Genomic DNA, 25,562 nt, shown 5'->3' with positions numbered 1-25,562 from the left:
CGGCGATGACCGACGCCCCGACTCCCGCCCTCCCACCGTCGCTCGCGGAGATCCGCGACGACTTCCTCGAGCTCGGCGAGTCCGACCGCCTGCAGCTGCTGCTGGAGTTCTCCGAGGCGCTGCCCGAGCTCCCCGAGCGGTTCCGCGACCACCCGGAGCTCCTCGAGCGCGTCGAGGAGTGTCAGTCGCCCGTCTTCATCGTCGTCGAGGTCGACGGCGGCGCGGTCGCGGTGCACGCGACGGCCCCCGCCGAGTCGCCGACGACGCGGGGCTTCGCGTCGATCCTCGCGCAGGGTCTCAGCGGCCTCGAGGTCGCGACGGTCCTCGCGACCCCCGACGACTTCCCGTTCGAGCTCGGCCTCACCCGCGCAGTGAGCCCCCTGCGCCTGCGCGGCATGACGGGCATGCTCGCACGCATCAAGCGGCAGGTGCGCGAGGCGGCCGCGGCGTGATCCTCCGCCGAGTCCACCCCGCGGGGGCGGCCGAGGAGGTCGCGCTCGACACCGAGAGCCCGGGAGCCCGGGATCGGCTGCTCGAGTGGTACGCGCCGGGCGACGGCGAGCGCATCCGACTGAACTTCGTCGCGACGCTCGACGGACGCGTGACGGGCGAGGACGGCACGTCCGGCTCGCTCACCGCGGGCGCCGACCGCATGATCCTCGGCGTCATCCGCGAGCACGCCGACGTGATCCTCGTCGGGGCGAGGACCGTGCGCGCCGAGTCGTACCGGCTCCCCCGCCGCACGCCGCTCGCCATCGTGACGACCTCGGGCGACCTGACCGGGCACGGCTTCGAGCCGCGCGAGGGCGCGCCCGAGGTGCTCGTGATCGCGCCCGAGACGGCGACGGATGCCGTGCGCCGCTCCCTGAGCGGCATCCGGAGCACGATCCTCCCCCTCCCCGATCGCGGCGAGGCGGCGACCGCGCTCGAGATCCTGGGCGCGCTCCGCGCGCACGGCGCCGAGCGGATCGTCTGCGAGGGCGGCCCCGGCCTCGCCGGGCTGCTGCTCGCCGCGGGGCTCGTCGATGAGGTGTGCCTGACGACGGTTCCGCGCCTGGGCGGGTCGGGCATCCGCCTTCTGGCCGATGACGACCCGGCGATCAGCCGGTGGGCTCCCCGTCAGCTGCTCCTCGACGACGAGGGCGTGCAGTACGCCCGCTGGACGCGTCGAGCCGGCTGATCCAGGCGCGGATCACGCCCTCCCAGCGCTCGGGGTCGAGGTTCCACAGCCGCGTGTGCCGCGCGCGGGCGAACCGCTCGAGCGTCACGAGGTCGGGTCGGGCGTCGGCGAGGGCGAGCGAGGCGTCGATCGGCACGTAGCCGTCGTCGTCGCTGTGCAGGATGAGAACGGGAACGCTGAGCTCGTCAGCGCGGGCGACGAGATCGAGCGAGGCGAGATCGATGGGCTCGGCGCTGCCGACGAGAGGCGTGACCGCCGTCGTGCCGAGCAGCCCCATCGCGACCTCGCCGACCGACCTGGGCAGCCCCGAGAGGGCTGCGTGGAACCGCAGCACCGTCCGCCAGTCGATCACGGGCGAGTCGAGCACGAGGCCGTGGACGAGTCCCGCGAGCTCGGATCGGACGAGCAGCTGCAGGGAGATCGCGCCGCCCATCGACCAGCCCATGACGACGATGCGGCCGGCTCCCGCATCCCGCGCGTGCGCGACGGCCGCCTCGAGATCGCGCCACTCGGCGGCCCCGAGCGCGTACCGACCGTCGGCGCTCGCGGGGGCGTCGCCATCGTTGCGGTAGCTGATGAGGAGGCTCGCCCAGCCGAGCTCGCGCGCGAGCGGGATGGCGCGGATGCCCTCGGCGCGCGAGGCCCCGCGCCCGTGCACGTGAATGATCCAGTCCTCGCCGGCGCCGCTCCCGCCGTCGACGGACGGCACGAACCACGCGGGCGCGTCGCCGACGGGGGTGCGGATGCTCGTCTCGACCGCCGCGACGCCCAGCTCGCCCGGCTCGAGCCAGTACCACCCGCCCCAGCGCCCCGCGGGCGCCGACTCGAGCGTGCCGCGCTGCACGGACTCGAGCACGCGCGTGACCGAGCCCGCGTCCTCATGGAGGACGCGGCCGACGCGCGCGTGGCCGCGGCCCCCGGCGAACCAGAAGCCGTATCGCCCGGGAACGGCGGAGTCGGCCGTGCGACTGAGGCGGATCGTCGCGCGCGCGGTGTCGACGGCGAGGACGCGGATGTCCTCGGGCCGCTCGCGCACCGGAGTCACGACTCGGCGCGCCATCGTGATCGCCGCAGCGGCGGATGCGGCCAGCGCGGCGATCCCGGCACCCGCGACTCCCGCCGCGATCGCGACGGCGAGCCCGCGGCGTCGGCGCTCGGTCGTCCCCCGTGCGCCTCGGCGCACGGCTCCCCTCAGGTCGGCGCGTCCCACGCGTCGAACGTAGCAACTGCTCTTAGTCTTCAGGGGTGCCCCTCTCTCCCGCATCGCCGCAGGAGGTGTTCGACGCACTGATCGCCTCCGTCGATCGGGCCGTCCTCCGCCCCGAGCTCGACGTGCGCAGCATTCCGGCGCCCACCGGGCTCGCGCCCTTCTCGTACGCGCTCGCGGCGGACGTCAACCCCGCGCGGCACGTCGACGACTCCGACCTCGGCACCGGTCGTCTGCTCGTCCTCTTCGATCCGGAGGCGCCGGCCGGCTGGAACGGCACCGTGCGCATCGTCTGCTTCGCCCAGGCGCCGCTCGAGGTCGACATCGGGCTCGATCCGTTCGTCGCCGATGTCACGTGGGCGTGGCTCGTCGACGCCCTCGAGACCCGGGGCGCCGAGTACACGGCCGCGAGCGGCACGGCGACCAAGGTCCTCTCGACCGGCTACGGCGAGCTCGCCGCTCAGGGCAGCGGGGCGCAGCTCGAGCTCCGCGCCTCCTGGACGCCTCTCGACGACGATCTCTCGGCGCACGTCGAGGGCTGGTCCGAGCTCCTGTGCATGATCGCGGGCTACCCGCCGGCTCCCGAGGGCGTCGCCGTCCTCCCGACCAGGCGGGCATCGCGTGGCTGACGCGCAGTCGCCCGATCCCGATGGCGCGGTCGCGCCCGCGGGCGAGCCGGCCGCGGCTCCCCCGCTGCCCACCGCCGTCCCGGCCGTGACCCCCGTCGTGATCGATGATCGGGAGCACTATCTGGTGGCCGTCGAGGCCCTCGCGGCCGGCGAGGGGCCGGTCGCCGTCGACGCCGAGCGCGCGAGCGGCTTCCGCTACTCGCAGCGCGCCTACCTCATCCAGGTCTTCCGCCGCGGAGCTGGCACCTTCCTGTTCGATCCTCCGGCGATCGGCTCGTTCGTCGAGCTGCAGGAGGCGATCGGCGAGGCGGAGTGGGTGCTGCACGCAGCGAGCCAGGATCTCTCGTGCCTCCGCGAAGTCGGTCTCGACCCCGTGACGATCTTCGACACCGAGCTCGGGGCCCGCCTCGCCGGTCTGCCTCGCGTCGGTCTCGGCGCGGTGGTGGAGTCGACCCTCGGCCTGCACCTGGCCAAGGAGCACTCGGCCGCTGACTGGTCCACCCGCCCGCTTCCCGCATCCTGGCTCACCTACGCGGCCCTCGACGTCGAGCTGCTCGTCGACGTGCGCGACGAGATTGCCGCTCTGCTCGCCGCCGACGACAAGCTCGAGCTCGCCGAGCAGGAGTTCGCGGCCGTGCTCTCCCGCGAGGCGCCCGAGCCCCGTACCGACCCGTGGCGACGCCTCTCCGGTCTCCACTCCGTCCGCGGTCAGCGCGCGCTCGCGGTCGCCCGCGAGCTGTGGCTGGCGAGGGATGCCTATGCGCGCGAGATCGACAGCGCACCCGGCCGCCTGCTCCCCGACGCCTCCCTCATCGTCGCGGCCCGCGCGATGCCGGCGAGCAAGCGCGAGCTCGCCGCGCTGCAGGGCTTCCACGGGCGTGCGAGCCGCTCGCAGATCGACCGCTGGTGGGCCGCCATCGAGGCGGGTCGCACGACCGAGGACCTCCCCGTCCTGCGCTCGACCGAGGAGGTCATCCCGCCTCCCCGCTCGTGGGCCGATCGCAACCCCGAGGCGGACCGCCGGCTCAAGGCCGCCAAGCCCGCGGTGCAGCGCGTCGCGGAGGAGCGGCGGATCCCGCTGGAGAACGTCGTGATCCCCGACCACCTCCGCCGGCTCGCCTGGAACCCGCCTGCCGAGACGACCGTCGAATCGATCGCGGAGGCGCTGCGCGCGCTCGGCGCCCGCCCCTGGCAGATTGACGCAACGGCACAGACGATCGCCCAGGCCTTTGTCGATGCGAGCCAAGGGCCCGTCGAGGGCGCCGAGAGCGCTTCGTAGGAACACGCAGTCGAATCCCCGCCTCGCGGGCTGGCCTCCTAGGTTGGTGGAGTTGACCACCGACAAGGGAGGCACTGTGGCCGATCGAGCCGAAGTCGTGTTCGTCGACGGAGTTCGCACTCCGTTCGGACGAGCGGGCGAAAAAGGGATGTACTGGGGCACGCGAGCCGACGATCTGATCGTCAAGGCGATGATCGGGCTCCTGGAGAGGAACCCGTCGCTGCCGAAGGACCGCGTCGACGACGTCGCGATCGCGGCGACGACGCAGGAGGGCGATCAGGGGCTCACTCTCGGTCGCACCGCGGCGATCCTCGCCGGGCTGCCGATGTCCGTCCCCGGGTACGCGATCGACCGAATGTGCGCCGGCGCGATGACCGCGGTCGCGACGACCGCGGGCGGCATCGCCTTCGGCGCCTACGACGTCGCGATCGCCGGAGGAGTCGAGCACATGGGCCGCCACCCGATGGGCGGCAGCGCCGACCCCAACCCGCGCTTCCTCGCCGAGAAGCTCGTGAGCGGCGACGCTCTGAACATGGGCATGACCGCCGAGCGCCTGCACGACCGCTTCCCGCAGCTCACGAAGGAGCGCGCCGACCGATTCGGCATGCGCAGCCAGCAGAAGGTCGCCGCGGCCTACGCCGCCGGGCACATCCAGCCCGACCTCGTTCCCGTCGCTCTCCGCAGCGAGCAGGGCTTCGGCCTCGCCACCATGGACGAGGGCATGCGCCCCGAGACCACGATGGAGGGTCTCGCCGGGCTCAAGACCCCCTTCCGCCCGCACGGCCGGGTGACGGCCGGCAACGCCTCGCCCCTCACCGACGGCGCCACCGTGAGCCTGCTCGCGAGCGCCGGCGCGGCCAAGGAGCTCGGGCTGCAGTCGAAGATGCGCCTGGTGAGCTTCGCCTTCGCGGGCGTGCAGCCCGAGGTCATGGGCATCGGGCCCATCCCCTCGACCGAGAAGGCGCTGAGGAAGGCCGGCCTCACGATCGAGGACATCGGTCTCTTCGAGCTCAACGAGGCGTTCGCCGTGCAGGTGCTGAGCCTGCTCGACCACTTCGGCATCGACGACGACGACCCGCGCGTCAACCCCTGGGGCGGCGCGATCGCGATCGGCCACCCGCTCGCGAGCTCGGGCGTTCGGCTGATGATCCAGCTCGCGCGTCAGTTCGAGCAGCACCCCGAGGTGCAGTACGGCCTCACCGCGATGTGCGTCGGCCTCGGCCAGGGCGGATCGATGATCTGGGAGAACCCGCACTACCGCGGCGGACGGAAGGGCAAGTAGATGACCAGCGCCATCGCGCAGTACTCGGCCGAGCAGTTCGAGCCGCTGCTCGCGCTCGCCGACGACGAGGTCGTCACGCACTCCTTCGTGCGCGACGTCGCCCTCCCCAGCGGGGGCACCCTCGCCCTCGTCACGATCGATAACGGCCGTGACCACACCCGACCGAGCACGCTCGGCCCCCAGGGGCTCCTCGAGTTCGCGCGCGTCATGGACGAGCAGGCCGGCCGCGCCGCGCGCGGCGAGATCGCGGCCGTGGCCGTGACCGGCAAGCCGTTCATCCTCGCCGCGGGCGCCGACCTCTCGAAGGTCGAAGGCATCCCCGATCGCGCATCGGGCAAGCTCATGGCGCAGCTCGGCCACTACGCGCTCGGCAAGCTCGGCGAGCTCGGCGTCCCGTCGTTCGTCTTCATCAACGGCCTCGCCCTCGGCGGCGGCGTCGAGGTCGCGCTCAACGCCGACTACCGGACGATCGACCGGAACGCCGCCGGCATCGCCCTGCCCGAGGTCTTCCTCGGCATCATCCCCGGCTGGGGCGGCGCGTGGCTCCTGCCGAACCTCATCGGCATCGAGAACGCGCTCAAGGTCGTCGTCGAGAACCCGCTCAAGAACAACCGCATGCTGACCGCCGAGCAGGCGTTCGAGCTCGGCATGGCCGACGCGATCTTCGACTCGGCGACCTTCCTCGAGAGCTCGATCCGCTGGGCCGACGGCGTCGTCGCCGGGCGCACGAAGGTCAAGCGCCCGAACCAGCCCGGCAAGATCGAGCGGGCCGTGAAGTGGGATGCCGCCATCGGCGTCGCACGGAGCATGCTCGAGAAGCGCATCGGCTCCGTCGCCCGCTCACCCTACGTCGCGCTCGACCTGCTCAAGGCGGCGAAGAGCAGCGACAAGGCCGCGGGCTTCGCGGCCGAGGACGAGTCGCTCGCCGATCTCATCTCGGGCGACCAGTTCCGCGCCTCCATCTACGCCTTCACCCTCGTGCAGAAGCGCGCGAAGAAGCCCGCGGGGGCCCCGGACAAGTCGCTCGCGACGCCCGTCACGCGCATCGGCGTCCTCGGCGCCGGTCTCATGGCGAGCCAGTTCGCGCTCCTGTTCGTCCGCCGCCTGCAGGTCCCGGTCATCATCACCGACCTCGACCAGGAGCGCGTGGACAAGGGCATCGCGTACATCCACGGCGAGATCTCGGCGCTCGAGAAGAAGGGCCGTCTGCACGCGGACGACGCCAACCGTCTGCGCTCGCTCGTGACGGGCACGACCGACAAGGCCGACTTCGCGGGCTGCGACTGGGTCATCGAGGCCGTCTTCGAGGAGCTCGCGATCAAGCAGTCGGTGTTCGCCGAGATCGAGAAGCACGTCTCGCCGACGGCCGTCCTCGCGACGAACACCTCGTCGCTCTCGGTCGAGCGGATCGCGGAGAAGCTCGAGCACCCCGAGCGCGTCGTCGGCTTCCACTTCTTCAACCCGGTCGCCGTCATGCCGCTCATCGAGGTCGTCAACGCGCCCGCGACGAACGAGGCGACCCTCGCGACCGCGATGGTCACGGCTGCGGCGCTCAGGAAGAACGCGGTCATAACCGCCGACTCCCCCGGGTTCGTCGTCAACCGCATCCTCGCCAAGCTCCTCGGCGAGGCGATGCACGCGGTCGAGACCGGCACGCCGTTCGAGGACGTCGTCGCCGCCCAGCGCCACTTCGGGCTCCCGATGGACCCGTTCGTGCTGCTCGACCTCGTCGGCCTCAAGGTCGGCGCGCACGTGCTGGACACGCACCACGCGGCGTTCCCCGAGCGGTTCTTCGAGTCGCCCGCGCTCCACGAGCTCGCCGAGGCCGGCGTGCTGCTGGAGAAGGACGCGAAGGGCAACCCGAAGGGCATCGACAGGAAGGCGATCGCGATCGTCGCGAAGCACCGCCCGGCGGGCTCGACCCCGGCGACCGTCGAGGAGCTCACGCGGCGCCTCGAGGACGGCCTCGCCCACGAGGTCCACCGCATGCTCGAGGAGGGCGTCGTCTCCGCACCGGAGGACATCGACCTCTGCATGATCCTCGGCGCGGGCTGGCCCTTCCAGATGGGCGGCGTCACGCCGTTCCTCGACCGGGTCGGCGCCTCCGAGCGCGTCTTCGGCGGCACGTTCCACACGCCGCCCATCCGCGGCTCGCACTGACCGCGGGCACCGTTCCGCCGGTCTCGGCCCCGGGCGTCCGTCACGGATGCCCGGGGCCGTCGCCGTTCCCGCTCCGCTCCCGACGGCGCAGCCCCGGTGCCCCGCCGATGTCGGCGCATCGCCGTAGCGTGGCCGCATGAGCACCGTGCAGTACTACGTCGCCCAGAGCCTCGACGGCTTCATCGCCGACGCCGACGATCGCATCGACTGGCTCCTCGCCTTCGGCTTCGAGGCCTTCCAGGAGGGCTACGACCGATTCTTCGCCGGAGTGGGCGCGATCGTCATGGGAGCGGGGACTCTGCGGTTCCTTCTCGAGGAGGGCGCACCGTGGGCCTACCCCGGACTCCCGGTGTGGGTCCTCACGCACGGCGAGGTCCCGAGCATCGAGGGCGCCGACATCCGCGTCGTGAGCGAAGACGTCGGTCGCGTGGCGCGCGAGGCGCGTGCCGCCGCGGGCGACCGGTCGGTGTGGCTCGTCGGAGGCGGCGCGACCGCCGCCCAGTTCGCCGAGATCGGAGAGATCGACGAGCTCATCGTCACCGTGATGCCGCTCACGCTCGGTTCAGGTGCCCGACTGATGCCGACGACGGGCGAGCCGCATCACTGGAAGCTCACGGGCACCGCGACGTTCGAGAACGGCGCGGTCGAGCTGCGCTATCGGCGGCGGTCGGTGGGCTGATCGCTCGAGGACTCGATCGCGGCGTCCTCCGGCAGAGGCCGAGCGACCGGGATCCGCGTGCCGAGCACCTGGGCGACTAGGTCGCGGGCGATCGCCTGCGGCGTGAGCCCGACCTCCTCGAGGATCTCATCGCGGCTCGCGTGGTCGAGGAACTCGTCCGGCAGACCTAGCTCGTCCACGGCGGTGTCGACCCCGGCCGCGCGCAGCTCCTGACGGATCCGCGTGCCGATGCCGCCGACGCGGATGCCGTCCTCGATCGACACGACGATGCGGTGATCGCGTGCGAGGTCGATGATGCTGCCGGCGACCGGGACGACCCAGCGCGGGTCGATGACGGTGGCGCCGATGCCCTGCGCGGCGAGCCGCTCGGCCACCTCCAGCCCGATCTTGGCCATCGGGCCGACCGTGACGATCAGGACGTCCTTGTGCGGGGCCTCGCGGAGGACGTCGACGCCGTCGGCCGTGCGACGGACAGCATCGAACTCGGTGCCGACCGAGCCCTTCGAGAAGCGCAGCACGGTGGGGGCGTCCTGCACCGCGACGGCCTCGGCGAGCTCCTCGCGGAGCCGGGTGGCGTCGCGCGGAGCCGCGAGACGGATGTTGGGCACGACCTGCAGGATCGCGAGATCCCAGATGCCGTGATGGCTCGGGCCGTCCGGTCCGGTGACGCCGGCGCGGTCGAGCACGAAGGTGACGCCCGCCTTGTGCAGCGCGACATCCATGAGCACCTGGTCGAAGGCCCGATTGATGAAGGTCGCGTAGACCGCCACGACCGGGTGCAGCCCGCCGAAGGCGAGGCCGGCGGCCGAGGTCACGGCGTGCTGCTCGGCGATGCCGACATCCAGCACGCGGCCGGGGTGCTTCTCAGCGAGCTTGTGCAGGCCGGTGGGCCGCAGCATCGCCGCGGTGATGCCCACGATGCGCTCGTCGCGGTCGGCGAGCGAGACGAGCTCCTCGGCGAAGACGCTGGTCCAGGAGGGACGGGTGGCGACCTCCATCGACTCCCCCGTCTCGGGGTCGATCTGCCCCACGGCGTGGAACTGGTCCGCGACATCGGCGAGGGCCGGCTCGTAGCCCTTGCCCTTCTGCGTGATCGCGTGGACGATGACCGGCGCGCCGTACTCCTTCGCCTGACGCAGCGCGCGCTCCATGGCTTTCAGGTCGTGACCGTCGACGGGGCCGACGTACTTGATGTCGAGGTTCGAGTAGAGCGCCTCGTTGTTCGTGAATCGCGAGAGGAACCCGTGCAGACCCCCGCGCACCCCGCGGTAGAGGGCGCGGCCGGGAGCACCGAAGTGCGCGAAGAAGCTCTCGCTCGAGCGGCGCAGGCGGCGATAGCCGCGTCGCGTGCGCACGTCGGAGAGGAACCGCGCCATCCCGCCGATCGTCGGCGCGTAGGAGCGCCCGTTGTCGTTGACGATGAGGACGAGGTTGCGGGAGTTGTCGTCGCTGATGTTGTTGAGGGCCTCCCACGTCATGCCACCTGTGAGAGCGCCGTCGCCGACGACCGCGACCACGTGACGATCGTTCTGACCCGTCATCTCGAACGCTCGGGAGATGCCGTCCGCCCAGCTGAGGGAGCTCGACGCGTGCGAGCTCTCGACGATGTCGTGCTCGCTCTCGGAGCGCTGCGGGTAGCCGGCGAGGCCGCCCTTCTGGCGGAGCCGCGAGAAGTCCTGGCGGCCGGTGAGGAGCTTGTGCACGTACGACTGGTGACCGGTGTCCCAGACGATCGCATCGCGCGGCGACTCGAACACGCGGTGAATGGCGATCGTCATCTCCACGACGCCCAGGTTCGGGCCGAGGTGGCCGCCGGTCTTCGAGACCTCGGCGACGAGGAATCGGCGGATCTCATCGGCGAGGGCTGCGAGCTCGGACTCCGTCAGGCGATCCAGATCGCGCGGGCCGTGGATCGTCTCGAGCAGTGCCATTCCAGCACTCTACGCGAGCACGACCGCGGGCGCCCTGATGCCGTGCCGCCCGCCGCCTGGTCGTTCGCTGTGTGCGGACCGTACGCGACAGGCGGGCATCCGGGAACGCGGAGCGGGCCCGATCGCGCACGGCGATCGGGCCCGCTCCCGGGATGGCGCGGTCTAGACGAGGCTGCGCAGCACGTACTGCAGGATGCCGCCGTTGCGGTAGTAGTCGGCCTCACCGGGGGTGTCGATGCGGACGACCGCGTCGAACTCGATCGTCGACTTGCCCGCGGGCGAGTGGGCGCTCGGCTCGGCCGTCACGCGGACGGTCTTCGGCGTGCGCCCCTCGTTGAGCTCCGTGATGCCCGAGATCGAGACGGTCTCGGTCCCGTCGAGCCCGAGGCTCTCCGCGGTCTGACCGGCGGGGAACTGCAGCGGGACGACGCCCATGCCGATGAGGTTCGAGCGGTGGATCCGCTCGAAGCTCTCGGCGATGACGGCGCGGACTCCGAGGAGGCTCGTGCCCTTCGCGGCCCAGTCGCGGCTCGAGCCGGAGCCGTACTCCTTGCCGGCGAAGATCACGAGCGGGACGCCCGCGGCCTGGTAGTTCTGGCTCGCGTCGTAGATGAACGACTGCGGGCCATCGGCCTGCGTGAAGTCCCGCGTGAACCCGCCCTCGACGCCGTCGAGGAGCTGGTTCCGCAGGCGGATGTTCGCGAAGGTGCCGCGGATCATGACCTCGTGGTTGCCGCGGCGTGAGCCGTAGGAGTTGAAGTCCTTGCGGTCGACGCCGTTCTCCATGAGGTAGGCGCCCGCGGGCGAATCGGCCTTGATCGAGCCGGCCGGACTGATGTGGTCCGTCGTGACCGAGTCGCCGAGCTTCGCGAGCACGCGAGCGCCGGCGATGTCGGTCACCGGGCTCGTCTCGATCGTCATGCCGTCGAAGTACGGGGGCTTCCGGACGTAGGTCGACTTCGCGTCCCATTCGAACGTCGCGCCGTCCGGCGTCGGGAGCGAGCGCCAGCGCTCGTCGCCCTCGAACACGGAGGAGTACTGCGTGTCGAACATCGCGGTGTCGATCGACGAGTCGATCGTCGCCTGCACCTCCGCCGCGTCGGGCCAGATGTCGCGGAGGAAGACCTCGTTGCCCTCGGAGTCCGTGCCCAGGGCATCCTTCTCGAAATCGAAGTTCATGGAGCCGGCGAGAGCGTACGCGATCACGAGCGGCGGGCTCGCGAGGTAGTTCATCTTCACGTCGGGGTTGATGCGGCCCTCGAAATTCCGGTTGCCCGAGAGGACGGCGGTCACCGCGAGATCGTTCTGGGCGATCGCGGAGGAGATCTCGTCCGCGAGCGGACCGGAGTTGCCGATGCAGGTCGTGCAGCCGTAGCCGACGGTGTAGAAGCCGAGGGCCTCGAGGTCGTCGGTGAGACCTGCCTTCTCGTAGTAGTCGGTCACGACCTTCGAGCCCGGCGCGAGGGTCGTCTTGACCCACGGCTTCGCGGTGAGGCCCCTCTTCACCGCATTGCGGGCGAGCAGGCCCGCGGCGAGCATCACCGAGGGGTTCGAGGTGTTCGTGCACGACGTGATCGCCGCGATCGTCACGGCGCCGTGGTCGAGCGTGAACTCGGTGCCGTCCACCGTGACGTCGATCGGCGCGGACGCCGTCGCCGGCGCGTGCGAGCGGTGGCGGTGCGACAGCTCGTGCGCCGTGTCCTCGTCCTGCGCGGTGAAGCCGACGGGATCGGAGGCGGGGAAGGTCCCCTCGACGGCCGCGTCGACCATCGAGTGGTCGTGGCTGGTGTAGTCGACGAGCGCGGTCTCGAACGCGGACTTGGCGTGCGTGAGCTCGATGCGGTCCTGCGGGCGGCGCGGGCCGGCGATCGAGGGGACGACGGTCGACAGGTCGAGCTCGATGTACTCGCTGAACACGGGCTCGACGCTCGGGTCGTGCCAGAGGCTCTGCATCTTCGAGTAGGCCTCGACGAGGGCGACCTGCTGCTCGCTGCGGCCGGTGAGGCGGAGGTAGTCGAGCGTGACGTCGTCGATCGGGAACATCGCCGCGGTCGAGCCGAACTCGGGGCTCATGTTGCCGATCGTCGCGCGGTTCGCGAGCGGGACGGAAGCGACACCCTCGCCGTAGAACTCGACGAACTTGCCCACGACGCCGTGCTTGCGGAGCATGTCGGTGATCGTGAGCACCACGTCCGTCGCGGTCACGCCCGTCGGGATGGCGCCGGAGAGCTTGAAGCCGACGACCTTGGGGATGAGCATCGACACGGGCTGGCCGAGCATCGCGGCCTCGGCCTCGATGCCGCCGACGCCCCAGCCGAGCACGCCGAGGCCGTTGACCATCGTCGTGTGCGAGTCGGTGCCGACGCAGGTGTCGGGGTAGGCGCGCAGCACGCCGTCGACGGTGCGCGTGTAGGTGACCTTGGCGAGGTGCTCGATGTTGACCTGGTGCACGATGCCCGTGCCCGGGGGCACGACCTTGAAGTCGTCGAACGCGGTCTGGCCCCAGCGGAGGAACTGGTAGCGCTCGCCGTTGCGCTCGTACTCGATCTCGACGTTGCGCTCGAGCGCGTCGGCCGTGCCGAAGAGGTCGGCGATGACCGAGTGGTCGATGACGAGCTCGGCGGGGGCGAGCGGGTTGATCTTGTTGGGGTCGCCGCCGAGCGCCGCCACGGCCTCGCGCATCGTGGCGAGGTCGACGATGCAGGGCACGCCCGTGAAGTCCTGCATGACCACGCGCGCGGGCGTGAACTGAATTTCGGTGTCCGGCTCGGCCGAGGGCTGCCAGGCGCCGAGCGCCCGGATCTGCTCGGCGGTGACGTTCGCGCCGTCCTCGGTGCGGAGGAGGTTCTCCAGCAGCACCTTGAGGCTGAACGGGAGCTTCTCGTAGCCCGGCACCGTGTCGATGCGGAAGACCTGGTACTCGTCGTCACCGACCCGGAGGGTGTCGATGGAATCGAAACTGTTCACTGCGGACACTTCGCCGTCTCCTCTTGACTCTGCCGGGCGCATCCCGCGCTCGCACGTCGGCCAGCCTAGCCTCCGACGCGGCGCGCGGCACCGGCTCGATCGACCTCGACGACGGTGCGGATGCGGCGCTATTTATCTTGATGTCGAGATACTTCATGGTAGCACCGGCGGGCGATCGCCAGGCGAGGATCAGGCGGCGCGGCGCGCGTAGACAGCGCGAACCATGAGCCAGGTGACCCAGAGCAGGGCGGCGTAGAGCGGCACGCCCATGATGAGCTTCGTCGCCGCGAGGGCGGCGGCCTGCGAGGACATGTAGAGGGGAACCTGGACCCCGAGACGCAGAGCGAACATCCCGACCCACAGCCAGGTCGTGACGGTCAGCACCGCACGCTTCGCCGGGTCGCCCCTCCAATCGTGGTCGCCCGTGAGGAGCCCGGCGATCACGCCCACGAGGGGGCGGCGGGCGACGAGGCTGACGAGGAGCGCAACGAGCCAGACGGCGTTGATGACGAATCCGAGGACGAAGTTCTCCTCCGCCCGTCCCGTGATGAGGGCGAGGCCTGCCGAGAGCGCGATGCCGACGAGGCCGACGACGGCCGGGAGGATGGGCGAGCGCGTGACCGCGCGGACCACGACGAACAGCACGGCGACGGCGGCCGGGATGAGGACCGACGGGGCGACCTCGCCGGTGATCGTGAAGACGATGAGGAAGAGGAAGCCGGGCAGCAGCGACTCGAGGAGCCCCCGGACCCCGCCGACCGCAGCCCAGAGAGCGTGCGCGGTCGGGCGCTCCCCCGGCGTCACGAGACCGAAGCCGGACTGCCGCGCCGCGGCGGCGAGGGCCTCTCGGACCTGCTCGCGCTCGTCGCGGTCGGGTGCGGCGGAGGTGCGGTCGAGCCCCGCGTCGTCGCAGTCGCGCTCGCCCGGGCTCTCGGCTCCCGTCGGGGTGCCCGTCATACCGAGGCGGTCGGCGGCACCGCGGCGGGGCCGCCCGCGGTCGCGCCGGCCGGCACGTGGAGCGGGATCAGGTCGCGCGGCGGCATCGGGGTCGAGCCGCGCACGACGACGATGCTGCGGAAGACGTCGTCGATCTGCTCGGCCGCCGCGGCATCGACGGCGCCCTGGCCGGCCACGACGCCGCGGAGGAACCAGCGCGGGCCGTCGACGCCGATGAAGCGCGCGATTCGCGTGGAGCCGCCCGCGTCGCCGACGACGGGGATCCGGGCGAGGATCTCGGGCCCGAAGGGGCCTTCGCGCTCGGTCGTCTCGCCGCCCTGCTTCTGGATCTGCTCGATGATCTGCGCGCGCACCTCGTGCCACAGACCGCTCGAGCGCGGCGCGGCGAAAGGCTGCACCTGCAGGGTCGAGCCCGCGAAGTCGATGCCGACCGCGATCACGCGCTGGGAGCCCTCCTCGACCTCGAGCCGCAGCTGGAGCTCGGGGCGGGGGACGATCTTGACCCCGCCGAGGTCGACGTAGGGCCGGACGGCGTTCGCCTCGCTCTCGTCGAGCGGACCTGCCGTGGGGCGGTCCTCCGGGGCGGATTTCGCGTCGTCGGGCAGGGGCCCGTCGGTCGAGATCGGATCGCTCACGCGGTGACTCCTTCAGTGGTGTCGGTCGCTCCACGGTAGCCCGTCGAGCCGAAGCCCTGCTCCCCGCGGTGCGAGCCCGGCAGCGAATCCACCGGGACGAAGCGCGCGCGGACGACGCGCTGCACGACGAGCTGCGCGATCCGGTCGCCGGGGCGGACCTCGAACGGTGCGGCCGGGTCGGTGTTCAGCAGCGTCACCCGGATCTCGCCCCGGTAGCCCGCGTCGACCGTGCCGGGCGCGTTGACGATGGTGATGCCGTGCCGGGCGGCGAGGCCGCTGCGGGGCATGACGAAGGCGGCGAAGCCGTCGGGCAGGGCGATCGCCGTGCCCGTTCCGATCGTCGCGCGCTCCCCCGGAGCGATCACGACGTGCTCGGCCGCGACCAGATCGGCCCCCGCGTCACCGGGGTGGGCGTAGACCGGGAGGTGGTCGCCGGTGATCAGGACGTCGGCGGAGTCGGGCACGCGTCGAGGCTAGTGCATGGTCGAATGGAGGCATGTCGAGCTATCGCGAGCGCCTCTGGCCCGCCGCCTGGATGTACCTGGTCATCGCCCTGATCGTGCCCGCGACCATGCTCGTGTTCACTCCGATCAGCCTGATCGCGGGCGTCATCACCGCGGCCGCGCTCGTCGCGGCGTGCGTGGGGCTGCTCATCGCCTCGGCCCCGACGATCGCCGTGGAGGACGGACTCCTGCGAGCGGGGCGGGCGAGCATTCCCCTCGATCTGGTCGGGGATGCGTCGGCTGCGCACGGCGAACAGGCCCGCCACGAGCGGGGCCCCGGCCTCGACGCTCGGGCCCACCTCGTTCTGCGCGGCTGGGTGGACCCGGTTCTGCGCGTCGAGATCCTCGACCCGGACGACCCGGCGCCCTACTGGCTCGTGTCCACCCGGCGGCCGGAGCAGCTCGCCGCCGCGATCGAGGCGGAGCGCGCGGCGAGGCCGAGCGGCGCCTGACGGCGCCCTCGCGTTAACGACGCAGCCGCCGCATCCCCTCACGGGGTGCGACGGCTGGGACGACAGCGGCGCGCGATGGACTACGCGGCGCACTCCGTGCACACCGGTCCGAGCTTGACCTCGTGGTCGAGCTGCGAGCGGTGCTTGACGAGGAAGCAGCTGACGCACGTGAACTCGTCGGCCTGCGGCGGGAGGACGACGACGTCGAGATCGAGGTCGGCGAGGTCCTGGCCGGCCAGCTCGAAGCCCGGATTGTCGGCGTCGTCGACGTCGACGACACCCGACATCTTGTCGGGAACGCGCTCCTGCAGAGCCTGGATCGAGTCGGTGTCCTCGTCCGTCTTGCGGGGGGCGTCGTAGTCGGTAGCCATGCTGCTCGTTTCGTCGAATGGTGCTTCGGGGCCGCGCTCGGCGGCGATAGTTTGCAGGAACCCCGACCGAAACGCAAACCACTGAGAGCGTGGGTGTTCGGCGGTGCTTCCCGGGCAACTTCCGACCCGCCCGGTCTATTCCCGGGTGCGGGGGCATCGGCATGGAACACTGAGCCGACCGGTTGCGAATGAGAGGGCCACGTCATGGACGAACTCACCGTCATCGGCGCCGAGAACGGCGCCCTGATCGTGGTCTCCGAGGACGGGAACCGCTACCGCGTGCCCATCACGGAGGCCCTGCACACCGCCCTGCGGCAGAACCGACCGGCGGCGCCCGCGGCGCACCGCGTCAGCCCCCGCGAGATCCAGGCGATGATCCGCGCCGGCAAGTCCGCCGCAGAGGTCGTGGCCGAGACCGGCGAACCCGCCGAGTACGTGCAGCGCTTCGAGGGGCCGGTCATCGCCGAGCGGGAGTACGTCGTCACGGCGGCGCGCAGCGTTCCCGTCGCCGTCGTCGCCGAGACCGAGTCGGGCATCGCCTCGCACACCTTCGGCGGGGTCATCGACTCCCGTCTCTCCGAACTGTCCGCCACGGACGTCCGGTGGTCGAGCTGGAAGACGGATCTCCACTGGATCGTCACCGTCGCCTTCCTCGACGCGGGCGTGGAGCGCGAGGCGCGCTGGACGTTCGACCCCAAGAAGGCCACGCTCATCCCCTCCAACCACGAGGCCCAGTCGCTCTCCCAGCAGGGCGAGGCTCCTCCCACGCTGATCCCGCGCCTGCGCGCCGTGCCGATCCAGCAGTCGGAGGACCGCACCCGGTTCGACAGCGGCGCCTTCCTCCTCGACGACGACATCGCCGGGATCGGCTCGCCCGCAGCCCCGTCATCGGGCGCCTCCGCGGGCTCCGCGAGCATCCCGAGCGCGCCGCTCGCCCCGGCCGCTCTGCCGCACAGCCGAATGGGGGTGCGCACCGCGGGCGACGACGCCGACACCGCCGATGTGAGCCAGACCGCGGACCTGCTCGAGGCCCTCCGCCGACGCCGGGGCGAGCGCGAGGCCGCTCCGCGCGATGAGCTCGAGGCCGCGAAGGCGGCGCACCCGTCGACCGGCAGCATCCGCATCGTCGACGTCCCTCTCGACTTCTCGGCCGATTCCGCCCCCGAGCCCGACGAGGCGCCGCGGGCGACGGCGCCCACCGCGATCGGCGCGAACGATACCGGGCCCGTCAAGAGCGCGCGCCGCGGCCGGGCAGCGATGCCGAGCTGGGACGAGATCGTCTTCGGCGCTCGCCCGGACGACGACCCCGCCTGATCGCTCAGGGCGCGAAGGCGCCCCATCGGGCGAGGGGGATGCGCGTCTCCTCCGGCGAGAACGATCCGTGCTGGCCGACCATGGCGAGCGATCGCGGCGATGCCGTGCGCTCGTCGTAGTAGGCGACCCGGCTCCGCGCCGCCACGATCACGTCGCCGATGCGCTCCTCGACCCCCGGCGCCACCGCCCCGAACCAGCCGGCGGCGATCGCCTCGTCCCGGCTCACGACCCATGATCGCGCGCTCTCCGCCGCGCGCCAGCGCTCGAGCACCTCGACGGCATCGGCGTCGGGCTCGAGCGCGAGCTGCAGGCATCGCGGCTCACCTGCGACGTGCCGCACGCCGCTCCAGAGCGCGCTGCGCGCGTCGATCACCAGTCGCTGGTGCTCGGGCACGTCGAGCATGCCGTGATCGGCCGTGAGGTGGATCCCGGCATCGCGCGGCACCCGTCGTGACAGCGGCTCGAGAGCGGCGTCGAGCTCCTCCAGCCTCTCGATCCAGGCCTCCGACTCGCTGCCCTGCGCGTGGCCGGCCATGTCGAGCTCCGGGATGTAGCAGTAGACGAGCGCGGGTTGCGCCGCGCTCAGCAGCTCGACGGTCGTGCGGATGCGATCGGCGATCGAGGGCTCGGCCAGGAAGCGAGCCCCGCGCAGCACCGCGTCGGTGAAGCCGGTGTCGCGATAGCGCTCCGCGCCGACGACCACCGCGTCGATGCCGGAGGCCGCGGCAGACTCGAACACCGTCGGGTGCGGCTGCCATTCCGCCGGCCGCATCCCGTCGTCCCATCCGGTGAGCTGGTTGACGACACGGTCGCCCGCGCGATCGACGGCGGTGTAGCCGACCAGGCCGTGGGTGCCGGGCTCGAGCCCGGTCGTGAGGGTGGCGAGCGCGGCAGCGGTCGTGGTCGGGAAGCCCGCGTCGATCGCCCCCCGCTTGCTGGGGAGGGCGGCCAGCAGGCGGCGGGCGTGACCCGCCCGCGCGCGGAGGGCGGACATCCCGAGACCGTCGACGAGGATGACGGCGGCGCTGCGGACGGGAGCGCTCCCGAGGCGGTTCTCCTCGCCCCGCATCGCCGCGAGCGCGCCCGTCAACACGTGCCCGAGTGACGGGGCGTCGCGTCGGGGCGCCGGTAGCATGGGGGCCATCCTATGACTCCCCCTCCTGCGCCCCGCTCGACCCAGCCCGACCTCGACGAGACCCCCGGCGAACGCATCGACGACGTCGATCTCGCCGACGAGATGCAGGGGTCGTTCCTCGAGTACGCGTACTCGGTCATCTACTCCCGCGCGCTCCCGGACGCGCGCGACGGCCTCAAGCCCGTGCAGCGGCGCATCCTCTACATGATGAGCGAGATGGGCCTGCGTCCCGACCGCGGGCACGTGAAGTCGGCGCGCGTCGTCGGCGAGGTCATGGGCAAGCTTCACCCGCACGGCGACGGCGCCATCTACGACGCGCTCGTGCGCCTCGCTCAGGACTTCACGCTGCGAGTGCCGCTCGTCGACGGGCACGGCAACTTCGGCTCGCTCGACGACGGACCCGCCGCCTCGCGCTACACAGAGGCGCGCATGCGGGCGGCCGCGCTCGCGATGGTCGACGACCTCGATGAGGACGTCGTCGACTTCATCCCGAACTACGACAACCAGCTCGTGCAGCCCGCCGTCCTCCCGGCGGCCTTCCCGAACCTCCTGGTCAACGGCGCGAGCGGCATCGCGGTCGGCATGGCCACCAACATGGCCCCGCACAACCTCATCGAGGTCGCGGGCGCCGCGCGTCACCTCATCGAGAATCCGGGCGCGACGCTCGAGGAGCTCATGGCGTACGTGCCAGGCCCCGACCTGCCGACGGGCGGCACGATCATCGGCCTCGACGGCATCAAGGACGCCTACGCGACCGGCCGCGGCTCGTTCAAGACGCGGGCGAAGGTCTCGATCGAGCCGGTCACGCCGCGCAAGACGGGCATCGTCGTCACCGAGCTGCCCTACCTCGTCGGCCCCGAGAAGGTCATCGAGAAGATCAAGGACGGCGTCCAGTCGAAGAAGCTCGCCGGCATCAGCGACGTCACCGACCTGACCGACCGCAAGAACGGCCTGCGGCTCGTCATCGGCATCAAGACCGGCTTCAGCCCCGAGGCAGTGCTCGAGCAGCTCTACCGCTACACCCCGCTGGAGGACGGCTTCTCGATCAACGCCGTCGCTCTCGTCGAGGGCCGCCCGCGGACGCTCGGTCTGCGGGAGCTCCTGCAGGTCTACGTCGATCACCGCATCGAGGTCGTCACGCGCCGCAGCCGCTACCGGCTCGCGCGCCGCCGCGAGCGCCTGCACCTCGTCGAGGGCCTGCTCATCGCGATCCTCGACATCGACGAGGTCATCCAGGTCATCCGCGCCTCCGACGACGCCGAGCAGGCTCGCACGCGCCTCATGGAGGTCTTCGACCTCAGCCAGCTGCAGAGCGATTACATCCTCGAGCTGCGCCTGCGCCGCCTGACGAAGTTCAGCCGCATCGAGCTCGAGGCCGAGCGCGACCAGCTGCGCGCCGAGATCGCGGCGCTGGAAGCGCTGCTGGCGGACCCGGCGCGCGTGCGCATCGTCGTGGGCGATGAACTGGATGCCGTGGCCGAGCGATTCGGGACGCCCCGCCGGACCCTCCTCACCGAGGCGAACCCCTCCATCGCCGCGCCGCGATCGCGGGGTGCGGCGCCCGTGCTCGAGATCGCCGACACCCCCTGCCGCGTCCTCCTCTCGACGACGGGCCGCGCGGTGCGGGTCGAGCTCACCGACGAGCCCCTCGTCCCGCCGGCGCGCCGCAGCAAGCACGACGCGATCCTCTCCGCCGTCGACTCCACCGCCCGCGGCGACCTCGCGGCGATCACCTCCCGAGGTCGTTTCGTGCGGTTCACGCCCGTCGGGCTTCCCGCAGTCCCGGCGAACTCTCTGCAGCTGGGCGCGGGCGCGAGACTGCGCGACTACATCGGTCTCACTGACGCGAGCGAACGGATCGTCGCGATCGTCGACCCCGCGTCGACGACGCCGCTCGCTCTGGGAACCCGCGACGGCGTCGTCAAGCGCGTCTCCCCCGGCTCCTGGCCGGCGCGCCCCGACGGCGAGGTCATCGGGCTCAAGACCGGCGACGAGGTGGTCGCCGCCGCGCCCGCGGCCGACGATGCCGAAGTCGTCTTCGTGACGTCGGATGCGCAGCTCCTGCACTTCGGAGCCGATCAGGTCCGCCCGCAGGGCCTCCCCGCCGGGGGCATGGCGGGCATCAAGCTCGCTCCGGGCGCGCGAGTGGTGCACTTCGGCGTCGTGGAGCCCGCGACGGCCGAGGTCGTCACCGTGAGCGGGTCGACGGAGACGATCGCGGGCACCGATCCCGGCCGCGCGAAGGTCTCGGCCTTCGCCGAGTTCCCGGGGAAGGGGCGCGCCACCGGCGGCGTCCGCGCCCACGCATTCCTCAAGGGCGAGGATGCCCTGCAGCTCGCCTGGGTCGGCACCGACCCGCTCGCCGTCGGCGCCGACGGCTCGGCGCGGGCGCTCCCCGCGGGCGGAGCGAAGCGCGACGGCTCGGGCACGCCGCTCGACGCCGTGATCGGATCGATCGGCGCGCGCCCGTCCTGACGCGTCGGCCGCGCTCGGCCGATCCGGGCATCCCCCCGTCGTCGATCCGGGCTAGACGTCGATGCGGTCGCGGTCGAGCCCCTGGCCGGCGATGATGAAGTCCTTGCGCGGGGCGACGTCGTTGCCCATGAGCAGCTCGAAGACGCTCGACGCCATCTCCGCGTCGCTCACGCGCACGCGCCGCAGCGTGCGGTGCTTGCGACTCATGGTCGTGTCGGCGAGCTGGTCGGCGTCCATCTCGCCGAGGCCCTTGTAGCGCTGGATCGGGTCCTGGTAGCGCCGACCGGACTTCTTCAGCGCCGCGAGCACGCCCTGCAGCTCCGCCTCGCTGTAGGTGTAGATCGTCTCGTTCGGCTTCGTGCCGGGGTTCATGACGATGACCCGATGCAGGGGCGGCACGGCGGCGAAGACCCGGCCCTCGTCGATCATCGGGCGCATGTAGCGGAAGAAGAGCGTCAGCAGCAGGGTGCGGATGTGCGCGCCGTCGACGTCGGCGTCGCTCATGATGATGACCTTGCCGTAGCGGGCCTGCGCGAGGTCGAACGAGCGGCCGGAGCCGGCGCCGATGACCTGGATGATCGACGCGCACTCGGCGTTCGAGAGCATGTCGCTCACGGAGGCCTTCTGCACATTGAGGATCTTGCCGCGGATCGGCAGCAGCGCCTGGAACTCGCTGTCGCGAGCGAGCTTCGCCGTACCGAGCGCGCTGTCGCCCTCCACGATGAACAGCTCGCTGCTCGCGACGTCGTTCGAGCGGCAGTCGACGAGCTTCGCCGGGAGCGAGGACGACTCGAGCGCATTCTTGCGACGCTGGGTCTCCTTGTGCGCGCGCGCCGAGATGCGGCTCTTCATCTCGGCGACGACCTTGTCGAGCAGGAGGGCGGTCTGCGCCTTGTCATCGCGCTTGCTGGAGGCGAAGCGCTCCTTGAGCGCCGACTGCAGCACCGAGGCGACGATCGCGCGCGCGGCGGGAGTGCCGAGCACCTCCTTCGTCTGGCCCTCGAACTGCGGCTCGGCGATGCGCACCGTCAGCACGGCCGTGAGGCCGGCGAGGACGTCGTCCTTCTCGAGCTTGTCGCTGCCGGCCTTGAGGCGCCGCGCGTTCTTCTCGACCTCGGCGCGCAGGGTCTTCAGCAGCCCCTGCTCGAAGCCGGCCTGATGCGTGCCGCCCTTGGGGGTGGCGATGATGTTGACGAAGCTGCGCAGCACCGTCTCGTAACCCGTGCCCCAGCGCAGCGCGATGTCGACGACGCATTCGCGCTCGAGCTCGGTCGGCACCATGTGGCCGTTCGCCTGGAGCACCGGCACGGTCTCGGTGAAGGTTCCGGTGCCCTGGATGCGCCAGGTGTCGGTCACGCCCGAGTCGGGCGCGAGGAACTCGGCGAACTCGCTGATGCCGCCGTCGTAGCGGAAGGCCTCGGCGACCGGCTCGTCGCCTCGCTCATCGGTGATCGAGATGGCGAGGCCGGGGACGAGGAACGCGGTCTGGCGCGCACGGCCGACGAGGTCATCCGTCTGGAAGGTCGCGCCGCGGCTGAAGATCTGCGAGTCGGCCCAGTAGCGGATGCGCGTGCCGGTGACGTTCTTCCCGACCTTCCCGACGACGCGCAGCTCGCTGTTGTCGGTGAACGGGGTGAAGGGTGCGTCGGGACGAGGGCCGTCGGGGCCGTCGGCGAACACGCCCGGCTCGCCGCGGTGGAACGACATCGCCCAGGTCCTGCCGTTGCGGTCGACCTCGACGTCGAGACGCTCGGAGAGCGCGTTGACGACCGAGGCGCCGACGCCGTGGAGTCCGCCCGACGCGGCGTACGAGCCCGACCCGAACTTGCCGCCCGCGTGCAGCTTCGTGAACACGACCTCGACGCCCGAGAGCCCCGTCTTCGGCTCGATGTCGACGGGGATGCCGCGCGCGCGGTCGCGCACCTCGACGCTGCCGTCGCGGTGCAGGTGCACGTCGATCGTGTCGCCGTGACCGCCGAGCGCCTCGTCGACCGAGTTGTCGATGATCTCCCACAGGCAGTGCATGAGCCCGCGGGAGTCGGTCGAGCCGATGTACATGCCCGGTCGCTTCCGCACGGCCTCGAGGCCCTCCAGGACCGAGAGATGGTGGGCGGTGTAATCGGACTGGGCCACGGGTGAGTGCCTCGCGATGCTCGTGAATCAGGATGCTGCGGGCGCGCCCGGCGGCGAGCCCACGACAGCCTAAACCGGCCCGCCATCGCGGCCGGCCTCCCACGCCCGTCGCGAGCGCTCCCGGTCGCGGGTGTTCGCCCTCGCCTACGCGTTCAGCGAAATGGCAGGCGAATGGCACCGATCCGCTGGCGGCGTGTGTTCGAATAGGGGTCACCAGGTACCACGACGATTCAAGGAAGTGAGGGACACCCCATGACGCAGCTCACCACCGAGAGCCCCGAGATCGTCGTCGCGCAGCCGCTCACCGTCTCCGACCGCTGCGACAGCTGCGGCGCTCAGGCCTACGTGCGCGTGACCCTGGCCACGGGCGAGCTCCTGTTCTGCGCGCACCACGCCGCGCGCTTCAAGGAGAAGCTGAGCACGGCCGCCCTCGCCTGGCACGACGAGACCGACCGCCTGACGGCCGACGCCTAGGCCCGCGTGGCAGGCCTCGGCCTGAGCCGGCGGCTCCGGTACCTCGCGAAGCGCGCCGCGGCCGTCGACACCGCGAACCTGTCGAGGCTGGCCGGACGCATCGCCACCTCGAGCGGTCGACCCAAGCCCGTCATCCTCGGCGACATGCTGTGGTCGTCGGTGCGCCACGAGACCGGCTTCCAGGACTACTACGACTGGGACTTCCACCTCCTGAACCGGCGCGAACGTCGCACGTTCATGACGCACCCGAAGTCGAACCACCTCGCCCAGAAGCTCAACCGGCCGGAGCACCGGGCTCTGTTCGCCGACAAGTCGCGCTTCAACGCCCGTTTCGGCGATGCGCTCCATCGCGAGTGGCTCGATCTGCGCGTCGCGTCCTCCGAGGAGCTGACCGACTTCCTCGGGCGCCACGACCGGGTGATGGCGAAGGTGGCGGACAGCCTCGGCGGCGACGGGATCCAGGCGTTCGCGACCGCGGACATCCCCGATCCTGAGGCGTGGCGCACGGCGAGGCTCGCCGCGCGCCAGGTGCTCGTCGAGGAGTTCCTCACCCAGCACCCCGTGATGGCCTCGCTCAACCCGTCGAGCGTCAACACGCTGCGCATCATCACGTTCCGCGACGACCAGGACCGCGTGCACACGCTCGCGCGAACCCTGAAGATGGGGAACGGCGGCGACGTCGACAACTTCAGCGACGGCGGCATGTACACGATGCTCGACGAGCACGGGGTCGCCCATCACCCCGCCTTCGACGGCGAGGGGCGCGTCTTCTCGGTGCACCCGCTGTCGGGCACGTCGATCGTCGGCTTCGCGGTCCCCCTGTGGGAGTCGGTGCAGGCGCTCGTCGAGCGGCTCGCGCGCGAGGTTCGGGAGATCCCGTACGTCGGGTGGGACATCGCGATCACGCCCGAGGGGCCCGCCGTCATCGAGGGCAACTACAACACGGGCGTGTTCCAGCTGAAGCCGAGCGTCACGGGCGTCCGCGAAGGGCTTCTGCCGGTGTACCAGCGGGCGATCGGGTTCTGAGCGCCGGAGCGCTCCTCCGATCGGCTAGTCGACCGGGCGGATGACGCCGAGCGGCGTCGACTGGTGGCCCTGACCGAGCGGGTTGTCGCCGAGGATCCGCGCGAGGCGCGCGTGCCCGGCCTTCGGCAGGGTGGCCCCGAGGATGTTGCCGCCGAAGTCGTTGATGTCGACGATCGCGACGTCGGCGATGTCGCCGAGAGCCGTCTTGATCTCGGCGGCGACGGCATCCGGGTTCTCGGGGACCAGGACGACCTGCGTGTTGTACGGCGGGATCGTGTTGTGGGTCGGGCCGTCGATGCCGCGCGCCTTGGGGCCGGCGATGCGGTAGAAGTCGCCCTTGCGGCCGATCGCCTTCGAGACGGCGGCGACCGCCGCGGCGAGGAGGATGCGCGGCGTTCCGACCTCGCGGAGGGCCATCTCCATCGTCTCCGGCATGCCGAGGCCGATGCCGTGCGAGGTCTTCGTCACGTACTTCGAGAGGGTGTGCGCGAGCGGGCGCGCATCGATGTCGCCGACGGGGTACGAGCGCCCCTGCGTGATCGCGACGATCTTCTCGGTCACGAACAGGACGTCGCCGGGCTGGACGACCCCGGTGGCGTAGCGGGTGACGACCTCGATGATGTCCTCCCCCGCGACGACGACGTGCGTCTTGATCGGGATGCGCTGCCAGCGCTGCCCGTCGATGTCGACCTCGAGCGCCTTGCCCTCGTTCGCCTGAGCGGTCATGTCGGTTCTCCCTCGCGGTGTCGCGTGCCGGATCTCGTTCGGGCGCG

The 25,562-nt window shown here is 71.5% G+C and carries 22 protein-coding genes; 12 read left to right on the top strand and 10 right to left on the bottom strand.

Features of this window, described 5'->3' with window-relative positions; translation table 11 throughout:
- Positions 1-5: 5 nt before the first annotated feature.
- Together ASG83_RS10615 and ASG83_RS10610 are read left to right on the top strand one after the other, a co-directional pair.
- A complete protein-coding gene (locus ASG83_RS10615; RefSeq protein ID WP_055861037.1) occupies positions 6-452 on the top strand; it encodes a SufE family protein in 447 nt (148 codons plus the stop codon).
- Positions 449-1,180 carry a dihydrofolate reductase family protein gene (locus tag ASG83_RS10610; protein WP_055861034.1) on the top strand — a complete coding sequence of 244 codons (732 nt, stop codon included), beginning with the start codon at positions 449-451 and terminating at the stop codon, positions 1,178-1,180. The genes ASG83_RS10615 and ASG83_RS10610 overlap by 4 nt, the downstream gene beginning before the upstream one ends.
- Here ASG83_RS10610 and ASG83_RS10605 read toward each other — a convergent pair.
- Entirely contained in the window at positions 1,101-2,390 is a 1,290-nt protein-coding gene (locus tag ASG83_RS10605; protein ID WP_235460179.1) for a S9 family peptidase, read from the bottom strand. The genes ASG83_RS10610 and ASG83_RS10605 overlap by 80 nt on opposite strands.
- Before the next feature lie 35 nt (positions 2,391-2,425).
- Here ASG83_RS10605 and ASG83_RS10600 point away from each other — a divergent pair, with 35 nt between their 5' ends.
- The 5 genes from ASG83_RS10600 to ASG83_RS10580 all read left to right on the top strand — a co-directional run bounded on the left by ASG83_RS10600 (position 2,426) and on the right by ASG83_RS10580 (position 8,416).
- Complete coding sequence (locus ASG83_RS10600; RefSeq protein ID WP_055861031.1) at positions 2,426-3,016, top strand: DUF3000 domain-containing protein; 591 nt, start codon at positions 2,426-2,428, stop codon at positions 3,014-3,016.
- A 97-nt stretch (positions 3,017-3,113) separates the two neighbouring features.
- On the top strand, positions 3,114-4,295 hold the full coding sequence (locus ASG83_RS10595) for an HRDC domain-containing protein (RefSeq protein ID WP_082515118.1): 1,182 nt from the start codon (positions 3,114-3,116) through the stop codon (positions 4,293-4,295).
- Between the two features lie 97 nt (positions 4,296-4,392).
- Entirely contained in the window at positions 4,393-5,577 is a 1,185-nt protein-coding gene (locus tag ASG83_RS10590) for an acetyl-CoA C-acyltransferase (protein WP_369813330.1), read from the top strand.
- A complete protein-coding gene (locus ASG83_RS10585) occupies positions 5,578-7,737 on the top strand; it encodes a 3-hydroxyacyl-CoA dehydrogenase NAD-binding domain-containing protein (RefSeq protein WP_055861025.1) in 2,160 nt (719 codons plus the stop codon).
- A 136-nt stretch (positions 7,738-7,873) separates the two neighbouring features.
- Positions 7,874-8,416 carry a dihydrofolate reductase family protein gene (locus tag ASG83_RS10580; protein ID WP_055861022.1) on the top strand — a complete coding sequence of 181 codons (543 nt, stop codon included), beginning with the start codon at positions 7,874-7,876 and terminating at the stop codon, positions 8,414-8,416.
- Here the strand turns inward: ASG83_RS10580 and dxs are convergent.
- The 5 genes from dxs to dut all read right to left on the bottom strand — a co-directional run bounded on the left by dxs (position 8,392) and on the right by dut (position 15,370).
- Positions 8,392-10,347 (bottom strand): 1-deoxy-D-xylulose-5-phosphate synthase, encoded by a 1,956-nt coding sequence (gene dxs, locus ASG83_RS10575; protein ID WP_055861020.1) that lies wholly within the window; start codon positions 10,345-10,347, stop codon positions 8,392-8,394. The genes ASG83_RS10580 and dxs overlap by 25 nt on opposite strands.
- Positions 10,348-10,509: 162 nt before the next feature.
- Positions 10,510-13,323, bottom strand: a complete 2,814-nt coding sequence (locus ASG83_RS10570) for an aconitate hydratase (RefSeq protein WP_055861017.1) — start codon at positions 13,321-13,323, stop codon at positions 10,510-10,512.
- Positions 13,324-13,503: 180 nt separating this feature from the next.
- Positions 13,504-14,271, bottom strand: a complete 768-nt coding sequence (locus tag ASG83_RS10565; protein WP_055861014.1) for a DUF3159 domain-containing protein — start codon at positions 14,269-14,271, stop codon at positions 13,504-13,506.
- Positions 14,268-14,906 carry a DUF3710 domain-containing protein gene (locus ASG83_RS10560; protein WP_055861011.1) on the bottom strand — a complete coding sequence of 213 codons (639 nt, stop codon included), beginning with the start codon at positions 14,904-14,906 and terminating at the stop codon, positions 14,268-14,270. Before ASG83_RS10560 ends, ASG83_RS10565 begins: the two co-directional genes overlap by 4 nt.
- Positions 14,903-15,370, bottom strand: coding sequence for a dUTP diphosphatase (gene dut, locus ASG83_RS10555; RefSeq protein ID WP_055861008.1), 468 nt, complete (start codon positions 15,368-15,370; stop codon positions 14,903-14,905). Before dut ends, ASG83_RS10560 begins: the two co-directional genes overlap by 4 nt.
- A 32-nt stretch (positions 15,371-15,402) precedes the next feature.
- On the opposite strand from dut, the gene ASG83_RS10550 reads away from it, so the two are divergent.
- Positions 15,403-15,861: a DUF3093 domain-containing protein gene (locus ASG83_RS10550; RefSeq protein ID WP_055861005.1), complete on the top strand. Its 459-nt coding sequence runs from the start codon at positions 15,403-15,405 to the stop codon at positions 15,859-15,861.
- An 80-nt stretch (positions 15,862-15,941) separates the two neighbouring features.
- On the opposite strand, the gene ASG83_RS10545 is transcribed toward ASG83_RS10550, so the two are convergent.
- Entirely contained in the window at positions 15,942-16,232 is a 291-nt protein-coding gene (locus ASG83_RS10545) for a DUF4193 domain-containing protein (protein WP_055861003.1), read from the bottom strand.
- Positions 16,233-16,436: 204 nt separating this feature from the next.
- On the opposite strand from ASG83_RS10545, the gene sepH reads away from it, so the two are divergent.
- The gene (gene sepH, locus ASG83_RS10540) at positions 16,437-17,546 is read left to right on the top strand and encodes a septation protein SepH (protein ID WP_055861000.1); all 1,110 of its coding nucleotides are present in this window, start codon (positions 16,437-16,439) and stop codon (positions 17,544-17,546) included.
- Between the two features lie 4 nt (positions 17,547-17,550).
- On the opposite strand, the gene ASG83_RS10535 is transcribed toward sepH, so the two are convergent.
- Positions 17,551-18,681, bottom strand: coding sequence for an alkaline phosphatase family protein (locus tag ASG83_RS10535; protein ID WP_235451457.1), 1,131 nt, complete (start codon positions 18,679-18,681; stop codon positions 17,551-17,553).
- 12 nt (positions 18,682-18,693) lie between these two features.
- Between ASG83_RS10535 and ASG83_RS10530 the strand changes: the two genes are divergently transcribed.
- Positions 18,694-21,156, top strand: coding sequence for a DNA topoisomerase (ATP-hydrolyzing) subunit A (locus tag ASG83_RS10530; protein WP_055860994.1), 2,463 nt, complete (start codon positions 18,694-18,696; stop codon positions 21,154-21,156).
- Between the two features lie 51 nt (positions 21,157-21,207).
- Here ASG83_RS10530 and ASG83_RS10525 read toward each other — a convergent pair whose 3' ends face one another.
- Positions 21,208-23,289 carry a type IIA DNA topoisomerase subunit B gene (locus tag ASG83_RS10525; protein WP_055860991.1) on the bottom strand — a complete coding sequence of 694 codons (2,082 nt, stop codon included), beginning with the start codon at positions 23,287-23,289 and terminating at the stop codon, positions 21,208-21,210.
- Positions 23,290-23,541: 252 nt separating this feature from the next.
- Here ASG83_RS10525 and ASG83_RS10520 point away from each other — a divergent pair, with 252 nt between their 5' ends.
- Together ASG83_RS10520 and ASG83_RS10515 are read left to right on the top strand one after the other, a co-directional pair.
- Positions 23,542-23,763 carry a hypothetical protein gene (locus tag ASG83_RS10520; protein ID WP_055860988.1) on the top strand — a complete coding sequence of 74 codons (222 nt, stop codon included), beginning with the start codon at positions 23,542-23,544 and terminating at the stop codon, positions 23,761-23,763.
- Between the two features lie 6 nt (positions 23,764-23,769).
- On the top strand, positions 23,770-24,789 hold the full coding sequence (locus ASG83_RS10515) for a sugar-transfer associated ATP-grasp domain-containing protein (protein WP_055860985.1): 1,020 nt from the start codon (positions 23,770-23,772) through the stop codon (positions 24,787-24,789).
- 24 nt (positions 24,790-24,813) lie between these two features.
- On the opposite strand, the gene ASG83_RS10510 is transcribed toward ASG83_RS10515, so the two are convergent.
- Positions 24,814-25,515: a coenzyme F420-0:L-glutamate ligase gene (locus tag ASG83_RS10510; RefSeq protein ID WP_055860982.1), complete on the bottom strand. Its 702-nt coding sequence runs from the start codon at positions 25,513-25,515 to the stop codon at positions 24,814-24,816.
- Positions 25,516-25,562 lie beyond the last annotated feature (47 nt).

Origin of the sequence: Yonghaparkia sp. Soil809 (assembly GCF_001429705.1) — a bacterium.
GTDB lineage: Bacteria > Actinomycetota > Actinomycetes > Actinomycetales > Microbacteriaceae > Microcella.
The sequence above is the reverse complement of the archived record's forward strand: the minus strand, read 5'-3'. Positions and strand labels throughout refer to the sequence as shown.

Excerpts from the sequence above, each read along its gene's own strand:
- ASG83_RS10615 (WP_055861037.1), top strand. The coding sequence starts at position 6 with ATGACCGACGCCCCGACTCCCGCCCTCCCACCGTCGCTCGCGGAGATC.
- ASG83_RS10585 (WP_055861025.1), top strand. The coding sequence starts at position 5,578 with ATGACCAGCGCCATCGCGCAGTACTCGGCCGAGCAGTTCGAGCCGCTG.
- ASG83_RS10580 (WP_055861022.1), top strand. The coding sequence starts at position 7,874 with ATGAGCACCGTGCAGTACTACGTCGCCCAGAGCCTCGACGGCTTCATC.
- dxs (WP_055861020.1), bottom strand. The coding sequence starts at position 10,347 with ATGGCACTGCTCGAGACGATCCACGGCCCGCGCGATCTGGATCGCCTG.
- ASG83_RS10565 (WP_055861014.1), bottom strand. The coding sequence starts at position 14,271 with ATGACGGGCACCCCGACGGGAGCCGAGAGCCCGGGCGAGCGCGACTGC.
- ASG83_RS10550 (WP_055861005.1), top strand. The coding sequence starts at position 15,403 with ATGTCGAGCTATCGCGAGCGCCTCTGGCCCGCCGCCTGGATGTACCTG.
- ASG83_RS10545 (WP_055861003.1), bottom strand. The coding sequence starts at position 16,232 with ATGGCTACCGACTACGACGCCCCCCGCAAGACGGACGAGGACACCGAC.
- sepH (WP_055861000.1), top strand. The coding sequence starts at position 16,437 with ATGGACGAACTCACCGTCATCGGCGCCGAGAACGGCGCCCTGATCGTG.
- ASG83_RS10535 (WP_235451457.1), bottom strand. The coding sequence starts at position 18,681 with ATGCTACCGGCGCCCCGACGCGACGCCCCGTCACTCGGGCACGTGTTG.
- ASG83_RS10530 (WP_055860994.1), top strand. The coding sequence starts at position 18,694 with ATGACTCCCCCTCCTGCGCCCCGCTCGACCCAGCCCGACCTCGACGAG.
- ASG83_RS10520 (WP_055860988.1), top strand. The coding sequence starts at position 23,542 with ATGACGCAGCTCACCACCGAGAGCCCCGAGATCGTCGTCGCGCAGCCG.
- ASG83_RS10510 (WP_055860982.1), bottom strand. The coding sequence starts at position 25,515 with ATGACCGCTCAGGCGAACGAGGGCAAGGCGCTCGAGGTCGACATCGAC.